The sequence below is a fragment of the Pseudoxanthomonas composti genome, assembly GCF_004122095.1.
In the GTDB taxonomy this organism is placed as follows: domain Bacteria; phylum Pseudomonadota; class Gammaproteobacteria; order Xanthomonadales; family Xanthomonadaceae; genus Pseudoxanthomonas_A; species Pseudoxanthomonas_A composti.
Map to the genome: position 1 here is coordinate 394,629 of NZ_SAWZ01000004.1, position 15,077 is coordinate 409,705.

A 15,077-nucleotide genomic window follows, 5' to 3' on the forward strand; every position below is an offset into this window, starting at 1 on the left:
CAGGGGCATCCTGCCTACCCGGCCGGGCCCAGGTGTGTCGGGGATGCGAGCGAATGTTGCCGCCGGCGGGCCTTGAAACATTCGCTTACCGATTTCCCGCAAAGCCGGGTGCCATGCCGGTTTCGTTCAGGCGATAGTGCCGGCCATGAACGAGGCCGCCCTTCCCAAGCTGCTGCTGGTCGATGACGACCTGCGCCTGCGCGAGCTGCTGCAGCGCTACCTGGAAGGACAGGGCTTCGAGGTCAAGGGGGCGGGCGATGGCGCGCAGATGCGGCAGGCGCTGGACCGCGGCCATTACGACCTGATCGTGCTGGACCTGATGCTGCCGGGCGAGGACGGCCTGGAGCTGTGCCGGCGCCTGCGCGGGCAGGGCGATGAGACGCCGGTGGTGATGCTGACCGCCAAGGGCGATGAGATCGACCGCATCGTCGGCCTGGAGCTCGGCGCCGACGACTACCTGCCCAAGCCGGTGAACCCGCGCGAGCTGCTGGCGCGGATCCGCACGGTGCTGCGGCGCACGCGCCTGGCCCCGGGCGCGCCGCAGCCGGAGGGCGGGGAGGTGGTGTTCGGCGCCTTCCGCCTGGACCTGGGGGCCCGCGAGCTGAGCCGCGGCGGCGAGCGGCTGCGGCTGACCTCCGGGGAGTTCGCCGTGCTGTCGGTGCTGCTGCGGCACCCGCGTCAGCCGCTCTCGCGCGACCGCCTGATGAGCCTGGCGCGCGGGCGCGAGCACGAGGCCTTCGAGCGCAGCATGGATGTCACCATCGCCCGCCTGCGCAAGCTGCTGGAGGACGATCCGCGGCACCCGCGCCTGATCCAGACCGTGTGGGGCGTGGGCTATGTCTACGTGCCGCCGGAGGGCGCGCGCTGATGGCCCGCGCACCGGCTGTGGCGGGCCAGGGGCGCTGGGGCCTGCGGCTGTTGCCGGCCAGCGTGTTTGGCCAGCTGGTGTTGGTGATCGCGCTGGTGCTGGTGGGGGCGGGCCTGCTGACGCTGCTGCTGGGGCGCGAGCTGGCCGCGCGCCCGGCTGCGGAACAGCTGCTGCGCGCGATCGATGGATTTGCCCACCTGGTCGAACAGGCCGATGCCGAACGCCCGCATGCGCAGGTCCTGCGGCGGCTGCATGAGGCCGGCCTGCAGACCGCCAGCGCGCCGCCGGCCGACGCCAGCCCGCGGATCGCGCCGTTCCTGCGCCGGCTGCTGGAGCAGGACGCGCGGCTGGGCACCGGCCGCGAGCTGCGCCTGCAACGCAGCGACGACAGCAGCGTGCTGTGGTTGAAGCTCAACACCGAGCCGACCACCTGGGTGGCCTTCCACGGCCGCCGCGATGGCGGCCTGCGGCATTTCACCCTGGGCCTGCTGATCGGCTCGGTGGTGCTGGTGTGGGCCGCGGCCGCCTATTTCGCCCGGCGCCTGGTGGTGCCCCTGCGCGGGCTTGCGCGCGCGGCGCCGGGCATCGTACGGGGCGAGGGCGCACCGCCGGCCACCACCCGCGCGCCACGCGAGGTCGCCGACCTGGCGCGGGCGCTGGGACAGGCCAGCGACGAGGTCCGCGCGGCGGCGGCCGAGCGCGCCTTCATGCTGGCCGGCATCTCCCACGACCTGCGCACGCCGCTGACGCGGGTGCAGTTCGCCGTGGCCCTGCTGCCGCACACCGATCCGCAGCTGCGCCAGGACATCGAGCGCGACATCGGCGAGATCGACGCCATCCTCTCGCAGTTCATCGCCTATGCCCGCGATGGTCGCGACGAGGCGGCCGAATCGCTGGATCTGGCGGACCTGTGTCGCAGCGTCATCGCCGCCTCGCACCAGCCCTGGGCGGTGACCCTGCCCGCCACGGCCCCGCTGCAGGGTCGGCCGATGGCGCTGGCACGGGCCATCGAGAACCTGGTAGTCAACGCCGAACGCCACGCCGCCGCGCCGTTCGCGCTCAGCCTGACGGCGCAGGGCGCGGACTGGGTGCTGCGCGTGTCCGACCACGGCCCGGGCCTGTCGCCCGAGGCGGCCGACCGTGCGCTGCGCCCCTTCGTACATGACCCCAGTCGCGGCGGCAGCGGGTTGGGGCTGGCCATCGTCGAGCGCGTGGCGCGCCAGCACGGGGGCCAGCTGCTGCTGACCTCCAATACCCCGCACGGCCTGTGCGCGGTGATGACCTTGCCTGGTGCCTGATCCAACCCTGCCTGGAGCCTGTCCATGTCGCTGCTTCGCACGCTTGCCCTGCTCATGCTGGCCCTGGCCGCATGCGCGCCGCCGCTGGCCGCGCAAGGCCTGCGCGAACGCCTGCAACAGGTGCGCGAGGCCTCGCGCCGTCCGGCCGCGCGCCCCGCACCGCTGCCCGAAGGCGCGCGTGCGCTGGGCGACATCGCCTATGGCAGCGACCCGCGCCAGCGCCTGGACGTCTACCTGCCGGCGCAGCCGCGCAACGCGCCGATCCTGTTCTTCGTCCATGGCGGCGGCTGGGCCAATGGCAACAAGGACAACCCCGGCGTGGTCGAGCACAAGGCCGCGCACTGGCTGCCAAAGGGCTATGTCCTGGTGTCGGCGAACTACAGGATGCTGCCCGATGCCGACCCGCTGGTGCAGGCCCAGGACGTGGCCGCGGCGCTGGCCACCGTGCAGCGCCGGGCGGCCGAATGGAACGCCGATCCGGCGCGGGTGGTGCTGATGGGACATTCGGCCGGCGCGCACCTGGTTGCGCTGATCGGCGCCGCGCCCGCGCGCTGGTTGCCCCGCGATCTGCCGCGCCCGCTGGGCGTGGTGTCGCTGGACAGCGCGGCCATGGACGTCCCGCAGAGCATGCAGCGCCCGCCCTTGCCAGGCGTCTATCGCAAGGCCTTCGGCAGCGATCCCGCGTTCTGGGAATCGGCCTCGCCCTGGCACCAGCTCACCGGCCAGGCCTTGCCCATGCTGATGGTGTGCTCCACGCGCCGTGCCGACCCCTGCCCGCAGGCCGAGGCGATGAAGACTAAGGCCGCCGGCCTGGGCGTGCCCATGCGCGTGCTGCCGCAGGCGCTGAGCCACGGGCAGATCAATCACACGCTGGGCGAAGCCTCGGCCTACACCGAGGCGGTGGATGCCTATATCGCCGGGCTGCTGCCGCGCTGAGGGTCCAAGGCGGCCACCAGCGCGGGCAGTGCGCACGCGGCGCGCTCGGCGATGCGCTGGTGGGCGATCTCGCTGACCACCGTGCGCGCCGGGTTGATTTCGACCACACAGGCGCCTTGCTGCCTGGCCCGCATCGGCAGCGAGGCGGCCGGCTGCACCAACCCCGAGGTGCCGACCACCAGCATCAGCTCGCAGCGCGTGGCCGCTTGCGCGTGTTGCCAGGCCGCCTGCGGCAGGGCCTCTCCGAACCAGACCACGCCGGGCCGGACCAGGCCACCGCAGGCCTGGCAGCGCGGCGGCGCAAGCCGCTGCGGCACGGCGTCGGCCGAAACCGGCGGCAGGGACTCGGCATGGGGCTGGCCGCAATCGAAGCAGCGCAGCGCGAACAGGCTGCCGTGCACGTGCGCCAGGACCTGGCTGCCGGCGCGTTCGTGCAGGTCGTCCACGTTCTGGGTGATGAGTGCGATGCGATGCGTGCGCGCCAGCTGCGCCAGCGCGCGATGGCCGGCATTGGGCTGGGCCTGGCTCACCAGCGCCATGCGCCAGCGGTACCAGCCCCACACCAGTGCGGCGTCTGCCCGCCAGGCATCTTCGGTGGCCAGCGTCATCGGGTCCAGGCGCGACCACAGGCTGTCATGGGTGCCGCGAAAAGTGGGGATGCCGCTTTCGGCCGACATGCCCGCGCCGGTCAGTACGGTGATGCGCCCGGCATCGGCGATGCGCGCGAGCAGGTTCTCTGCGGTCTCGGTGGGAGCGGCCATGCCATGGCGAGGGTACGACCAGGCGCGAGGATGCGCACGTGCGGCGTCCTGTTCCAGCGACCGCACACCTGAGGTCTGGGAAGGCGCAGCGGCACAGCGCGCACCCGGCCGGCAGGGCGCCGGCCGGGTGCGCTACATCCCGTCAGGTGGCTCAGGCCAGCGTCAGGGTCACATCGATGTTGCCGCGGGTGGCGTTGGAGTACGGGCACACGCCGTGGGCCTTGTCCACCAGCGCCTGCAGCGCTTCGCGCTCCATGCCCGGCACGGCGATCTTCAGCTCCACGGCGATACCGAAGCCGCCGGGGATCTGGCCGATGCCGACGCTGCCTTCGATGGTGGGCTCGGCCGGCAGCTTGAGCTTTTCGCCGGCGGCCACGGCCTTCATCGCGCCGATGAAGCAGGCCGAGTAGCCGGCCGCGAACAGCTGCTCGGGGTTGGTGCCTTCGCCGCCGGCGCCGCCCAGCTCGCGCGGGGTGGACAGCTTGACGTCCAGCGCCTTGTCCGAGGAGGTGGCGCGGCCTTCGCGGCCACCGGTGGCGGTGGCGTGGGCGGTATAGAGGATCTTTTCGGGGGATGCCATGGAACGACTCCTTGCAGATGGCCTTGAGGCCGTGGGTGAGTGTGGCTTGGATTTATGCGCTATTGAATAGCGCGCTACATAAAAGGTGTGGCTTGATGGACTGCATCGACTGCTTCAGGCCGACTTGCCGAGGTTGCCGCGCAGCCGCTCCAACTGGTCCTTCAGCTGCACCAGCTCGTCCAGCTCGCAGGCCGCCGCGCAGAACACCTGCTCGGGAATCGTCTCGGCCTTGCTGCGCAGGCTACGGCCGCTGCGCGTCAGCGAGATGATGACCTGTCGCTCGTCCTGGGCCGAGCGCGCGCGGGTCAGCAGGTCCGCCCCTTCCAGTCGCTTCAGCAGGGGCGTCAGCGTGGCCGAGTCCAGGTTCAGGCGCTGCCCGATCTCCGAGACGGTCAGGCCATCGCCTTCCCACAGCACCAGCATCACCAGGTACTGCGGATAGGTCAGGTCCAGCCGCTCCAGCAGCCCGCGATACAGCTTGTGCATGGCCAGGTTGGCCGAATACAGCGCAAAGCACAGCTGGTTGTCCAGCTGCAGCAGCGACTTGGTGGACTTGGTGCTGGCCGATGCGGAGGGCATGTCGCGCAATTTACATAGCGCGCTATTCAATTGCAAGCGATTGATCGTGTTGGGCGAAGGCGACCGACGAACGGTCGCCGCAGGCCTCAGTGCCGGTGCGCGCGCGCCAGGAACTCCGCGCTCTGCATTTCGATCAGGCGCGAGGCCGTGCGCTCGAAGGCGCCCTGCAGCCGCTGCCCGCTGTACAGCGACACCGGCGCGGCATCGGCCGTGCAGACCAGCTTGACATGGCGGTCGTAGACCTCGTCGATGAAATTGACGAAGCGACGCGCGGCATCCTCGTTGAGCTTGTCGAAGGTGGGGATGCCGCCGACCAGCACGGTGCCGAACTCACGCGCGATCTCGATGTAGTCGGTGGTCGAGCGCGGGCCCTCGCACAGCACCGCAAAGTCGAACCAGCCCACGTTGGAGTCGCGCCCGCGCATGGCCAGCTTGCGGCCATCGATCTCGATCTGCGCGGCCTGGGCCTGGCTGCCGGTGAGCTGCTGCCAGCGCTGGGCCAGCCAGCTGTCCGATTCGCCATCCAGCGGAGCGCGGTACACCGGCGAGTGGGTCAGCGCGCGCAGGCGGTAATCCTCGGTGCCCTCGGCGTAGAGGATCCTGCAGTACTTCTGCAGCAGCGCGATCGCCGGCAGGAAGCCTTCGCGCTGCAGGCCGTCCTTGTAGAGGTTCTCAGGCGCGGTGTTGGAGGTGGTCACCAGGGTCACGCCCTCGGCGAACAGGCGCTGCAGCAGGCGTGCCAGCAGCATCGCATCGCCGATGTCGGTGACGAAGAACTCATCCAGCACCAGCACCCGCAGGTTGCTGCGCCACTCCTGGGCGATCTTGGCCAGCGGATCGCTTTGCCCGGCGTGCTCGCGCAGGCGCTCGTGGACGCTGCGCATGAAGCGGTGAAAGTGGGTGCGCGACTTCTGCGCGATCGGCAGGTTGTCGTAGAACAGATCGACCAGGAAGGTCTTGCCACGGCCCACGCCGCCCCAGAAGTACAGGCCCTGCACGGCTTCGGGCTTCTTCCAGAAACTGGACAGGCGGTCCAGCCAGCCGTCCTGGTCGCCATCCATCAGCCCGGTGTAGATGCGGTCCAGCTCGGCCAGCGCCGCGTGCTGGGCGACATCGTCGCGCCAGTCGCCGCGCGCCACGCCGGCCTGGTAGGCCTGGGATGGCAGCATGCCTTCGCCTGCGGTCTTGGCCTGTGCGTTCATGCGCCGGGCAACCAGGGCCGCACGCCGTGCTGCAGCGCGCCGCGCAGGTCGATCAGCTTGCGATGGAAGAAGTGGCTGGTCTCGGGCATGCGCACCAGCTCGGGCTGTGGCGCCAGCGTGTCGATCCAGTCGTAGACCGCCTGCGGGTCGACCACCTCGTCCTCATCGCCCTGGATCACCAGCCAGCGTCGCTGCGGCAGCACCAGGCTCTCGAAATCCCAGCGCTCGCGGCCCACCGGCGGGGCGATGGAGATGAGCACATCGGGCTGGGCGCGTGCGAAGGCGCGCAGGGCCACGTAGGCGCCGAAGCTGAAACCGGCCAGCCACAGCGTCGTGTCCGGGCGCTGGCTGCGCACCCAGTCCACCACCGCCAGCAGGTCCTCGGTTTCGCCCAGGCCGTTGTCGAAGCTGCCGGCCGATGCGCCGACGCCGCGGAAGTTGAAGCGCACCGTGGTCGCGCCCAGCTCGCGCAGCCCGCGCGCGGCCATGGTGACCACCTTGTTGTGCAGGCTGCCGCCTTCGGTGGACAGGGGATGGCAGACCACCGCGACCAGCGGCCGGGCGGTGGCCGGGTCTTCGGGAACATCGACAGCCAGCTCCAACGAACCGGCCGGCCCGTCCAGCATCAGGCTGCCGGACGCATCGGGAAAAGTGGGGGATGTCATGGGCGCCATCATACCGGGCGGGGCTGTCCGGCCTGGTCCGCGCGGCGTGCTGGACGACAGGCGCAGTGACTCGTCTTGGCCGGCCGGCGAGAACGCTGCCTTCCTCGTTCTCCGCCGAAGTCCAGGGCAGGGAAGACGTCCGGGTGCAATGGGCGGGGTCGTGAAAAGCCGACTCCGCCAACCCGCCTGGCCCCGAGCCGGGCATGGCGCCTCGGCTCGGTCAGCCATCCATGGCTGACTCGCCGCCGCGGGCCATCCATGGCCCGCTTTCCGCCATGCCCGACCCGGGGCCAGGCCCGCCATCTGATGGTCTTGCACTTCTTCAGACCCAGCTTCGCGTGCCCGCGGGCCGTCCGAAGCGGTGATGCGCGCACGCCTTGCGCCTTCTCCCCTCGTTGAGCGAAGACTCCTTTTCCTTGGGCAAGCCTGGGACGTGCCCTTCTGCGATCTCTCGCCTTGCAAGCGGCAGCAGGCGCAAGACGGACGAGAGCCGGAAGGCGCGCGTCGTCCCCTCTCTCACGTGCGGAAGAAGCGTCGCGCTCGGCGCTTCGCCGCGCAGCAGCACCGCTCCTCACCGTCCAGCGGGCACTTGGTCCCGCACGCGGCTGAGGCCGGGTGGAGGAGCCGAACGCTTGGGACAGCGTTGCGGGCCAGCCGCCGTGTGGCCCGGCACGCCGGGGCGGCTTGTATGATGCGCGCCCCGGCCTGGGCGCCTTGCGCGCGCTTTGCGCCTTGATCGACAGGTGATGCATGGGCTTTGTGGTGTTGGCCGTGCTGTGCAGCGTGGCCGTGTCGGTGCTGCTGCGCTGGGCGCGCCAGGCGCAGGTGGACGTGCCGCAGGCGGTGACCTGGAACTATCTGGCGGCCACGGCGCTGTGCGTGCTGCTGCTCAAGCCCGAACTCGCGCGGCTGGGCGCCCCGGACGCACCGTGGCAGGGCTGGCTGGCGCTCGGGCTGATCCTGCCGTCGCTGTTCGTGTTGCTGGGGCGCTCGGTGCAGCGCGCCGGCATCGTGCGCACCGATATCGCCCAGCGGCTGTCGCTGCTGCTCTCGCTGCTGGCCGCCTTCACCTTGTTCGGGGAAACCGCGAGCGCGCCGCGGCTGGCCGGCCTGGCGCTGGGCTTGCTGTCCTTGCCTTGCCTGCTGGCCCGGCCCCGGCAGGACGCGGGCGCGTCCGCGCGCGCGGATCGCTGGCTGCCGCTGGTGGTGCTGGTGGGTTTTGCCGCGGTGGACGTGCTGCTCAAGCGCATCGCCCTGGATGGCACGCCGCTGGCGGTGTCCTTGCTGGCGACCTTCGCCATCGCCTTCGTGCCGATGCTGGCCTGGCAGCTGTGGCGGCATGCGCGCGGTCGCGCCGCCCTGACCTGGCGCAACCTGGGGGCCGGGCTGCTGCTGGGTGCGCTCAACTTCGGCAACATCTACTTCTACCTGCGCGCGCATCGCGCGCTGTCCGCGCACCCGGCCCTGGTGTTCGCCAGCATGAACATCGGCGTGGTGCTGCTGGGCACCCTGGCCGGGGTAGCGCTCTACCGCGAGCGGCTGACCCGTCTGAACCTGGCGGCGATCCCCATGGCCGTGGCGGCCATCGTGTTGATCGCCCTTGGCGCGGGTTGAGCAGAGACCCGGGCAGGGGTGAAGGCCGCGCTTGACAGGTGCGTTATTGTTATAACGTCACCAAAAGAGTTGCGTGTCATGAAGCCATCTTCCGCCTCGGCGGCGTTCGATGCCTCGGCCATCGGCCTGTCTTCCCTCTGCCTGCTGCACTGCCTGGCCTTGCCGGTGCTGGCCGCGATGTTGCCGGCCCTGGCCAGCTGGGCCGAGGCCGAGTGGGTTCACCTGGTCTTCGCGGCCATCGCCGTGCCCCTGGCCGGTGTGGCGCTGTGGCGCTCGCACCGCCTGCGCTCGCTGCCGGCCGGGCTGATCGCCCTGGCGGTGCTGGGCCTGACCGGCTTGCTGCTGGGCGCTAGCGGCTGGCCCAGCCACGCGGCCGAGACGCCCTTCACCGTGGCCGGAAGCCTGCTGCTGGCCTCGGCGCACCTGTGGAACTGGCGCCGCCGCCCGCATCCGGCGCCCTGCGATTGCTGAGTGTGCGGGGATGTGCAGGCCCGCAAGGGCTCTGCGCAACCCTCACTCCTCTCCGCTCACTCCTGGCCTCAAAGATCCAGTCCCAGCACCATCGGATCATGGTCCGAGCTGCGCCAGGGGCCAGGCGTGTTGTTGCCGGCGTAGCCTTCCCCGTCCGGCTCGTCGGCATTGATATGCCACTCGGCCGCGCCACGTAGCTGGCGGGCCAGGGCCGGGGTCAGCAGGGCGTGGTCCAGCCGGCCGCGCTGGCCGTCGTAGAGGTAGCTGTAGGGGGCGGCCACGCGCGCCTGGGCGAAGGCGTCCACCCAGCCGGCATCGCGCAGCATCCGCAGCGGCTGCTCCTGGGCGTAGGCATTGAGATCGCCCACGATCAGCGCATGATTAGTGCCGGTCTGCGTCGGATCGGATTTCAGCCAGGCATCCAGCTGGCGCGCGGTCTCCACGCGCGTGGCGTTCCAGCAGCTGGCGCCATCGTCCTGGTTGGCATCGGCTCCGGTGGCATCGCGGCAGCCCTTGGACTTGAAGTGGTTGGCCGCCACCACGAACGCCGGCCCGTCGCCGCGGCGGAAGGCCTGCGCCAACGGAACCCGGCTATGTTCGGCGAACGGGCCGCCTTCCAGCACGACCGGCGCGCCGACCGGGGTCACCCTGGAAGCCCGGTACAGCAGTCCGACCCGGATCGGATTGTCGCCGGGGCCGTGTCCGGCATCCACGAAGCGCCAGTCGCTGCCGTCGGCATTGAGGGCGGCGACGAACTGCGCCAGCGAGGACTCCGGGCCGTAGCCGTCGTTCTCCAGTTCCATCAGCGCGGCGATGTCGGCCTGCAGCGGCTGCAGGGTGGCCACCAGCTTGGCGGTTTGGGCGCGCCACTGCGCCTCGGTCTTGGCCCCGCGTTGGGTCGGGAAGCCGCCGCCCTGGCCGTCGCCGTTGAACAGGTTTTCCAGGTTGAACACGGCGATGCGGGTATTGCCGGGCACGTAGGGCGCCTGTGCCGGGCGTGCGGCCGGCTCCAGCTGCAGCGGCGCGGTGACCTGCAGGCGCCAGCGCCCCTGGCGCGCATCGACGATGCCCTCGACCGCCTTGGCCACGCTACCGCCGCGCACCGGCCCCTGCGGCAGGTAGGGCAGGTTGGCCGGGTCGCGTTGGCCGCTGCCATCGTCCAGCAGCACGCGGCGGCGGGCGTTGTCGCTGGCGATCTGGGCGAAGTCGGCGGTGCCGGCCGCGGCGCGCTCGCTGGGCATCCACAGCGGGCCGTCGAAGCTGGCCACGGTCTCGCCGAAGCGGGTGTCGGTGCCGCCCAGGGTCAGCGGCGCATCGATGCGCACGCGCATCCCTTCCAGTGCCGACCACTGCGCCGGCGGGCCGGTCAGCACCACCGCCTCCGGTGGCGGCGCGTCGGGCAGGCGCGTGCCGCCCTCCAGCACCAGGGTGGTCGTGGAGGCGCCGTCGCGTCCGTCTTCGATGAGCTTGCCGCGCAGCTGCCAGGCCTGGCCGACCTGCAGCCCGGGCAGGGCCTGGTCCGCCGCGACCCTGACGAACAGCCCCTCGGGCGTGGCCGGGTCGCCATCGCCCGCGCCGCTGGACTGCACGAACACCCCGCCCAGTCCGGCGCGCAGGTCCGCGGTGACCACGCCGTGCACGCTGACCACCTGGCCCTCGTAGGGGCTGCGCGCTTGCGTTCCCTGGACCTGGCCGATGTCCAGCACGGCCTCGGCCGCCGTGGCGGGCAGGCTCGACACGGCGAGCAGGAGGGCGGCAGTCAGGCGGATCGATTGCATGGAACTTCCAGGGCGTGGGGTGGGCAGCAACGCCGGGCCGGCTTGGAGCGGCCTGTGCGCTGTCCATTCTCGGCCAGGTCGTGTTGGCGTGGAACGCCGGGTCGCAGATGTCGCGGCCGATGTCGTCAAGGGGCGATGGACATCGGTGAGCGCGGCCCATCGCAATGTGAAGCCTTCTGCGCCTCCCGCGACGGATCGCCGGGTACGGGAATCTCGAGAAGCCAAACGAATCCTTTGGGAGTGACTTCAGCCGCGAAGGGGCCTTATTGGGAAAGCCTCTTCGCGGCTGAAGCCGCTCCCACAGGGCGATGCGCGGGGCTCGACCGCGCCAGAGAGGCTAGACAAGATCCCTGACGGCCACACACGACTAAACGGTGATCTTCCTAGCCCGGCGGCCGGGCGAACCCAGGCGGCGGGGACTCAGCCCCGCGGCGCCCTTACTTGGACTGCTCGAGCATCCAGTCGACCGTGGCGTGGATCTGCTCCTCGCTCAGGCCCGGGTTGCCGCCCTTGGGCGGCATGATGCCGCCGTCCGGGCCGGTGAAGCCCTCGATGGCGTGCTTGTACAGCGTGTCCTTGCCCTTGGCCGCGCGGGCGCCGAAGCCGGAGGCGGTCAGAGTCGGGGCCATGCCCACTCCGGTGGTGTGGCAGGCGGTGCACAGCTGGTCATAGATGGTCTTGCCATCCAGGGTGCCGCCGTAGGCGACATTGGCCGCGGCGGCCGCAGCGGCAGCGGCCTGGGCGGCGGCCTGCGCGGCCGCGCCGGTGGCCCCGGCATAGACCGCGCCGGTCGGCGCGATGCGCGACTGGGTGCGCTTGGCCGCGGTCGGCGAGACCTCGCCAGGCAGCGAGCGGTGCAGGAAGAAAGCGATGACGATCAGGCCGATCGTGATGGCCGCCAAAAAGCCGATGACCATCGAAAAACGCTTCAGGAACTCCAGATCGTAATTACGCACGTTCCACCCTCTGGCAGTGCGCCGCCAAGGCGCATGGCTGGGACTCTAGACGAAAGAGGCGTGGGGGCGCCGCCCGCGGCTGTGGCCGCGAGCCCGGGCATCATAAGCAGCCCGTCACGGCTGCTTCAAGGACTCCAGTAGGTTTCCACTGCGCCATTGGTCGCAGTGAGCACCGCGTGGATGGGATAGCGCGCGCCTTCGTCGCTGCAGGCGGTGGACAGCACATCGGCCTTCTTCTTGCCCTCAACATGCAGGTAAAGGCGGCCACTGGCGGCCAGCACGGGCAGGGTCAGGGTGATGCGCGGCTCGCCGGCGCCTTCGGCATGCATCGGCAGCACGCGCTCGCCGCTGGACAGGTCCAGGGCCCGTCCCAGGTAATCGCCACCGGGGAAGAACGAGGCGGTATGCCCGTCCTCGCCCATGCCCAGGATGGCCACGTCCAGCGGCAGGGCCTGCCGGTCCAGGTCGTGCTCGACCTCGGCCAGGGCCTGCTCCGGTTCGGGCAGGTCCCGATACAGCGGCAGGAACCGCGCGGCCGCGGCCGGCCCCTGCAGCAGGCCCTGCCTGACCAGGGCGGCGTTGGAGCGCTCGCTTTGTTCGCCGACCCAGCGCTCGTCCACCAGGGTCACGGTGACCTTGGACCAGTCCAGGTCCTTGTCCCGCAGCTGCTGGAAGAAACGCTTGGGGGTGCTGCCGCCGGAGACGGCCAGGGCGGCCTTGCCGTTGCGCGCGATGGCCGCGCGCAGGTCGGCGGCCACCGCCTCGGCCAGGCCGGCGGCCAGGGCCTGGCCATCGGCGAAGGGGGTCAGGCGGGTGTAGTCGCGGGACAGGTCCATCGCGGCCTCCTCAATTCGGTGTCGGTACGCAGGGTGCGTGGGATCAGTTGGAGTCTTCGTTCCAGGTGCGCCCACTGCGCTCGACCAGGGCCACCGCTGCGCTCGGGCCCCAGCTGCCGGAGGTGTAGGACTTGGGCGCTTCGCGCAGCTCGTCCCAGGCGGCCAGGATCGGGTCGATCCACGCCCAGGCGGCCTCGACCTCGTCGCGGCGCATGAACAGCGTCGGGTTGCCGCGCACCACGTCCATCAGCAGGCGCTCGTAGGCTTCCGGCTGGCGCACGCCGAAGGCCTCGGCAAAGCTCATGTCCAGCGGCACATGCTGCAGGCGCAGGCCGCCCGGGCCCGGGTCCTTGATCATCAGCCAGAGCTTGACGCCCTCATCGGGCTGCAGGCGCAGCACCAGCTTGTTGGGCAGCGCCGGGCCGGCGGATTCGTCGAAGATCATGTGCGGCACGTGGCGGAAGCTGACCACGATCTCCGAGACGCGCTCGGCCAGGCGCTTGCCGGTGCGCAGGTAGAAGGGCACGCCGGCCCAGCGCCAGTTGTCGACCTCGGCCTTGATCGCCACGTAGGTCTCGGTGCGCGAATCGTTGCGGCCCAGCTCGTCCAGATAGCCCGGCACGGCCACGCCACCGGAGGCACCGGCGCGGTACTGGCCGCGCACGGTGACCTGGTTGATCTCCTCGCGGGTGATCGGCTTGAGCGAGCGCAGGACCTTGAGCTTTTCATCGCGCACCGCATCGGCCTGCATCGCCGCCGGCGGCTCCATCGCCACCATGCACAGCAGCTGCAGCAGGTGGTTCTGCACCATGTCGCGCAGCGCACCGGAGGTGTCGTAGTAGCCGGCGCGCTTTTCCAGGCCCACGGTTTCGGCCACGGTGATCTGCACGTGGTCGATGCGGTTGGCGTTCCACAGCGGCTCGAACAGGATGTTGGCAAAGCGCAGCGCCAGCAGGTTCTGCACCGTCTCCTTGCCCAGGTAATGGTCGATGCGGAAGATCTGGTGCTCGGCGAACACCGCGCCGACCGCGTCGTTGATGGCCGCGGCGCTGGCCGAGTCCTTGCCGATCGGCTTTTCCAGCACCACGCGCGCCGCGCCCTCGTGCAGGCCCTGGTCGCGCAGGCGGGTGCAGAAGTCCACGAACAGGCTGGGGCTGGTGGACAGGTAGAACACGCGGATGTGGTCCTGGTACTCCTTCAGCAGCGCGCCGAACTCGTCCCAACCCTCGTCCTTGGTGGCATCCAGCGAGCGGTAGATCAGCTTGGCCAGGAATGCCGGCACCCGCGCGCCCAGCGCGGCGTCGTCGCCGATCGCGCGCGTCAGCGCTTCTTCGACCTTCTCGCGGTACTCGGCGTCGGTCTGGGTATCGCGGGCCACGCCGATGATGCGTGCGCTCTCGGGAATCTGCCCGTCGGCGTAGCGACGCAACAGACCGGGCAGCAGCTTGCGCAAGGCCAGATCACCGGTGCCTCCGAAGATCACCAGATCGAAAGGGTCAACGGGTACGGTCTTGGCAGTCACGCTGGCGGCCTCGTGGCACGTGGGCTTGGGGAGGTGAACCATACCATCGAAATACCATGAGCTCGGCACGAATCGCCGGTTCCCTCAACTCGTGCGGCTTGGCGGCGATTCCACTTGCAACAGTGGTATCGCATTGGTAGGTTGCCGGCATGTTGACCGCCATTCCCCGCGAATACCAGCGCCTGCAGGCGTCCGAGACCGCCCGCTCGTTGGCCTACATGCGCCTGCGCCGCGCGCTGCAGCACCTGATCGACACGGGGGTGTTGCTGCCGGGTCAGGCCCTGCCCAGCGAGCGCGAGCTGGGCCAGCTGCTGTCGCTGTCGCGGGTGACCGTGCGCAAGGCGCTGGCCGGGTTGATCGACCATGGCCTGCTGGTGCAACGCCAGGGCGCCGGCACCTTCGTGGCCGAGCGCATCATCCGCCAGTTCTCGCGTCTGACCAGCTTCACCGACGACCTGCGCGAGCGCGGGCTGAACCCGCAGGTGAAGTTCGTCGAGCGCGGGGTGGGCGAGGTGACGCCGGAAGAAGCCATGGCGCTGAACCTGTCGCCAGGCAGTGGGGTGGTGCGGCTGTACCGCCTGCGCCAGGTGGATGGCTCGCCCATCGCCATCGAGCGCACGGTGGTGCCGCAGGCGCTGCTGCCGGATCCGTCCAAGATCGGTGCCTCGCTGTACGAGGCGCTGGACATCTGGGGGCACCGGCCGCGTCGGGCCTTGCAGCGGCTGCGCGCGGTGGCGGTGGAAGCCGAGCCGGCGCGGCATCTGAATGTGCCGATCGGCTCGCCGGGGCTGATGGTGGAGCGGCGGGCGTTCCTGGCCGATGGGCGGGTGGTGGAGTACACGCGCTCGTTCTATCGCGGCGATGCCTACGACTTCGTCGCCGAGTTGCACAGCGACTGAGGCGCGCATCGAACGCGCTGTCTTTGAGCAATCGAGCCAGCTGTACTGTGCCCTGTGGGAGCGGCTTCAGCCGCGAAGAGGCCTTCCCGGTAAAGCCCCTTCGCGGCTGAAG

General features: G+C 70.5%; 15 protein-coding genes. 6 read left to right on the forward strand and 9 right to left on the reverse strand.

Going from position 1 to position 15,077, the window contains the following annotated elements:
* Nucleotides 1–145 precede the first annotated feature (145 nt).
* The 3 genes from ompR to EPA99_RS10125 are packed head-to-tail and all read left to right on the forward strand — an operon-like array spanning nucleotide 146 to nucleotide 3,102.
* A complete protein-coding gene (gene ompR / locus EPA99_RS10115; protein ID WP_129471084.1) occupies nucleotides 146–868 on the forward strand; it encodes an osmolarity response regulator transcription factor OmpR in 723 nt (240 codons plus the stop codon).
* Nucleotides 868–2,166 (forward strand): ATP-binding protein, encoded by a 1,299-nt coding sequence (locus tag EPA99_RS10120; RefSeq protein WP_129471085.1) that lies wholly within the window; start codon nucleotides 868–870, stop codon nucleotides 2,164–2,166. The genes ompR and EPA99_RS10120 overlap by 1 nt, the downstream gene beginning before the upstream one ends.
* A gap of 24 nt (nucleotides 2,167–2,190) precedes the next feature.
* Nucleotides 2,191–3,102, forward strand: a complete 912-nt coding sequence (locus tag EPA99_RS10125; protein WP_129471086.1) for an alpha/beta hydrolase — start codon at nucleotides 2,191–2,193, stop codon at nucleotides 3,100–3,102.
* Here the strand turns inward: EPA99_RS10125 and EPA99_RS10130 are convergent.
* From EPA99_RS10130 to EPA99_RS10150, 5 genes are all read right to left on the reverse strand, one after another.
* A complete protein-coding gene (locus EPA99_RS10130; RefSeq protein WP_129471087.1) occupies nucleotides 3,075–3,863 on the reverse strand; it encodes an SIR2 family NAD-dependent protein deacylase in 789 nt (262 codons plus the stop codon). The genes EPA99_RS10125 and EPA99_RS10130 overlap by 28 nt on opposite strands.
* 151 nt (nucleotides 3,864–4,014) lie before the next feature.
* Nucleotides 4,015–4,443 (reverse strand): organic hydroperoxide resistance protein, encoded by a 429-nt coding sequence (locus EPA99_RS10135; RefSeq protein WP_129471088.1) that lies wholly within the window; start codon nucleotides 4,441–4,443, stop codon nucleotides 4,015–4,017.
* 114 nt (nucleotides 4,444–4,557) lie between these two features.
* The gene (locus EPA99_RS10140; RefSeq protein ID WP_129471089.1) at nucleotides 4,558–5,022 is read right to left on the reverse strand and encodes a MarR family winged helix-turn-helix transcriptional regulator; all 465 of its coding nucleotides are present in this window, start codon (nucleotides 5,020–5,022) and stop codon (nucleotides 4,558–4,560) included.
* 86 nt (nucleotides 5,023–5,108) lie between these two features.
* The gene (gene zapE, locus EPA99_RS10145; RefSeq protein ID WP_129471134.1) at nucleotides 5,109–6,191 is read right to left on the reverse strand and encodes a cell division protein ZapE; all 1,083 of its coding nucleotides are present in this window, start codon (nucleotides 6,189–6,191) and stop codon (nucleotides 5,109–5,111) included.
* A gap of 29 nt (nucleotides 6,192–6,220) precedes the next feature.
* Complete coding sequence (locus EPA99_RS10150; RefSeq protein ID WP_129471090.1) at nucleotides 6,221–6,889, reverse strand: alpha/beta hydrolase; 669 nt, start codon at nucleotides 6,887–6,889, stop codon at nucleotides 6,221–6,223.
* 750 nt (nucleotides 6,890–7,639) lie between these two features.
* Here EPA99_RS10150 and EPA99_RS10155 point away from each other — a divergent pair.
* A complete protein-coding gene (locus tag EPA99_RS10155; RefSeq protein WP_129471091.1) occupies nucleotides 7,640–8,503 on the forward strand; it encodes an EamA family transporter in 864 nt (287 codons plus the stop codon).
* 78 nt (nucleotides 8,504–8,581) lie between these two features.
* The gene (locus EPA99_RS10160) at nucleotides 8,582–8,974 is read left to right on the forward strand and encodes a MerC domain-containing protein (protein WP_129471092.1); all 393 of its coding nucleotides are present in this window, start codon (nucleotides 8,582–8,584) and stop codon (nucleotides 8,972–8,974) included.
* Nucleotides 8,975–9,042: 68 nt separating this feature from the next.
* On the opposite strand, the gene EPA99_RS10165 is transcribed toward EPA99_RS10160, so the two are convergent.
* The 4 genes from EPA99_RS10165 to zwf all read right to left on the reverse strand — a co-directional run bounded on the left by EPA99_RS10165 (nucleotide 9,043) and on the right by zwf (nucleotide 14,066).
* A complete protein-coding gene (locus tag EPA99_RS10165) occupies nucleotides 9,043–10,752 on the reverse strand; it encodes an ExeM/NucH family extracellular endonuclease (RefSeq protein WP_129471093.1) in 1,710 nt (569 codons plus the stop codon).
* A gap of 437 nt (nucleotides 10,753–11,189) precedes the next feature.
* Nucleotides 11,190–11,708, reverse strand: a complete 519-nt coding sequence (locus tag EPA99_RS10170; RefSeq protein WP_129471094.1) for a c-type cytochrome — start codon at nucleotides 11,706–11,708, stop codon at nucleotides 11,190–11,192.
* A gap of 125 nt (nucleotides 11,709–11,833) precedes the next feature.
* A complete protein-coding gene (pgl, locus tag EPA99_RS10175; RefSeq protein ID WP_129471095.1) occupies nucleotides 11,834–12,544 on the reverse strand; it encodes a 6-phosphogluconolactonase in 711 nt (236 codons plus the stop codon).
* Nucleotides 12,545–12,587: 43 nt separating this feature from the next.
* Nucleotides 12,588–14,066 (reverse strand): glucose-6-phosphate dehydrogenase, encoded by a 1,479-nt coding sequence (gene zwf / locus EPA99_RS10180; protein ID WP_241688352.1) that lies wholly within the window; start codon nucleotides 14,064–14,066, stop codon nucleotides 12,588–12,590.
* 149 nt (nucleotides 14,067–14,215) lie between these two features.
* Between zwf and EPA99_RS10185 the strand changes: the two genes are divergently transcribed.
* The gene (locus EPA99_RS10185) at nucleotides 14,216–14,965 is read left to right on the forward strand and encodes a GntR family transcriptional regulator (RefSeq protein WP_129471097.1); all 750 of its coding nucleotides are present in this window, start codon (nucleotides 14,216–14,218) and stop codon (nucleotides 14,963–14,965) included.
* The last annotated feature ends 112 nt before the right edge of the window (nucleotides 14,966–15,077 follow it).

What these genes read in the sequence shown, in the direction of transcription:
- ompR (WP_129471084.1), top strand. Translation starts at nt 146, where the DNA reads ATGAACGAGGCCGCCCTTCCCAAGCTGCTGCTGGTCGATGACGACCTG.
- EPA99_RS10120 (WP_129471085.1), top strand. Translation starts at nt 868, where the DNA reads ATGGCCCGCGCACCGGCTGTGGCGGGCCAGGGGCGCTGGGGCCTGCGG.
- EPA99_RS10125 (WP_129471086.1), top strand. Translation starts at nt 2,191, where the DNA reads ATGTCGCTGCTTCGCACGCTTGCCCTGCTCATGCTGGCCCTGGCCGCA.
- EPA99_RS10130 (WP_129471087.1), bottom strand. Translation starts at nt 3,863, where the DNA reads ATGGCCGCTCCCACCGAGACCGCAGAGAACCTGCTCGCGCGCATCGCC.
- EPA99_RS10135 (WP_129471088.1), bottom strand. Translation starts at nt 4,443, where the DNA reads ATGGCATCCCCCGAAAAGATCCTCTATACCGCCCACGCCACCGCCACC.
- EPA99_RS10140 (WP_129471089.1), bottom strand. Translation starts at nt 5,022, where the DNA reads ATGCCCTCCGCATCGGCCAGCACCAAGTCCACCAAGTCGCTGCTGCAG.
- zapE (WP_129471134.1), bottom strand. Translation starts at nt 6,191, where the DNA reads ATGCTGCCATCCCAGGCCTACCAGGCCGGCGTGGCGCGCGGCGACTGG.
- EPA99_RS10150 (WP_129471090.1), bottom strand. Translation starts at nt 6,889, where the DNA reads ATGACATCCCCCACTTTTCCCGATGCGTCCGGCAGCCTGATGCTGGAC.
- EPA99_RS10155 (WP_129471091.1), top strand. Translation starts at nt 7,640, where the DNA reads ATGGGCTTTGTGGTGTTGGCCGTGCTGTGCAGCGTGGCCGTGTCGGTG.
- EPA99_RS10160 (WP_129471092.1), top strand. Translation starts at nt 8,582, where the DNA reads ATGAAGCCATCTTCCGCCTCGGCGGCGTTCGATGCCTCGGCCATCGGC.
- EPA99_RS10165 (WP_129471093.1), bottom strand. Translation starts at nt 10,752, where the DNA reads ATGCAATCGATCCGCCTGACTGCCGCCCTCCTGCTCGCCGTGTCGAGC.
- pgl (WP_129471095.1), bottom strand. Translation starts at nt 12,544, where the DNA reads ATGGACCTGTCCCGCGACTACACCCGCCTGACCCCCTTCGCCGATGGC.
- EPA99_RS10185 (WP_129471097.1), top strand. Translation starts at nt 14,216, where the DNA reads ATGTTGACCGCCATTCCCCGCGAATACCAGCGCCTGCAGGCGTCCGAG.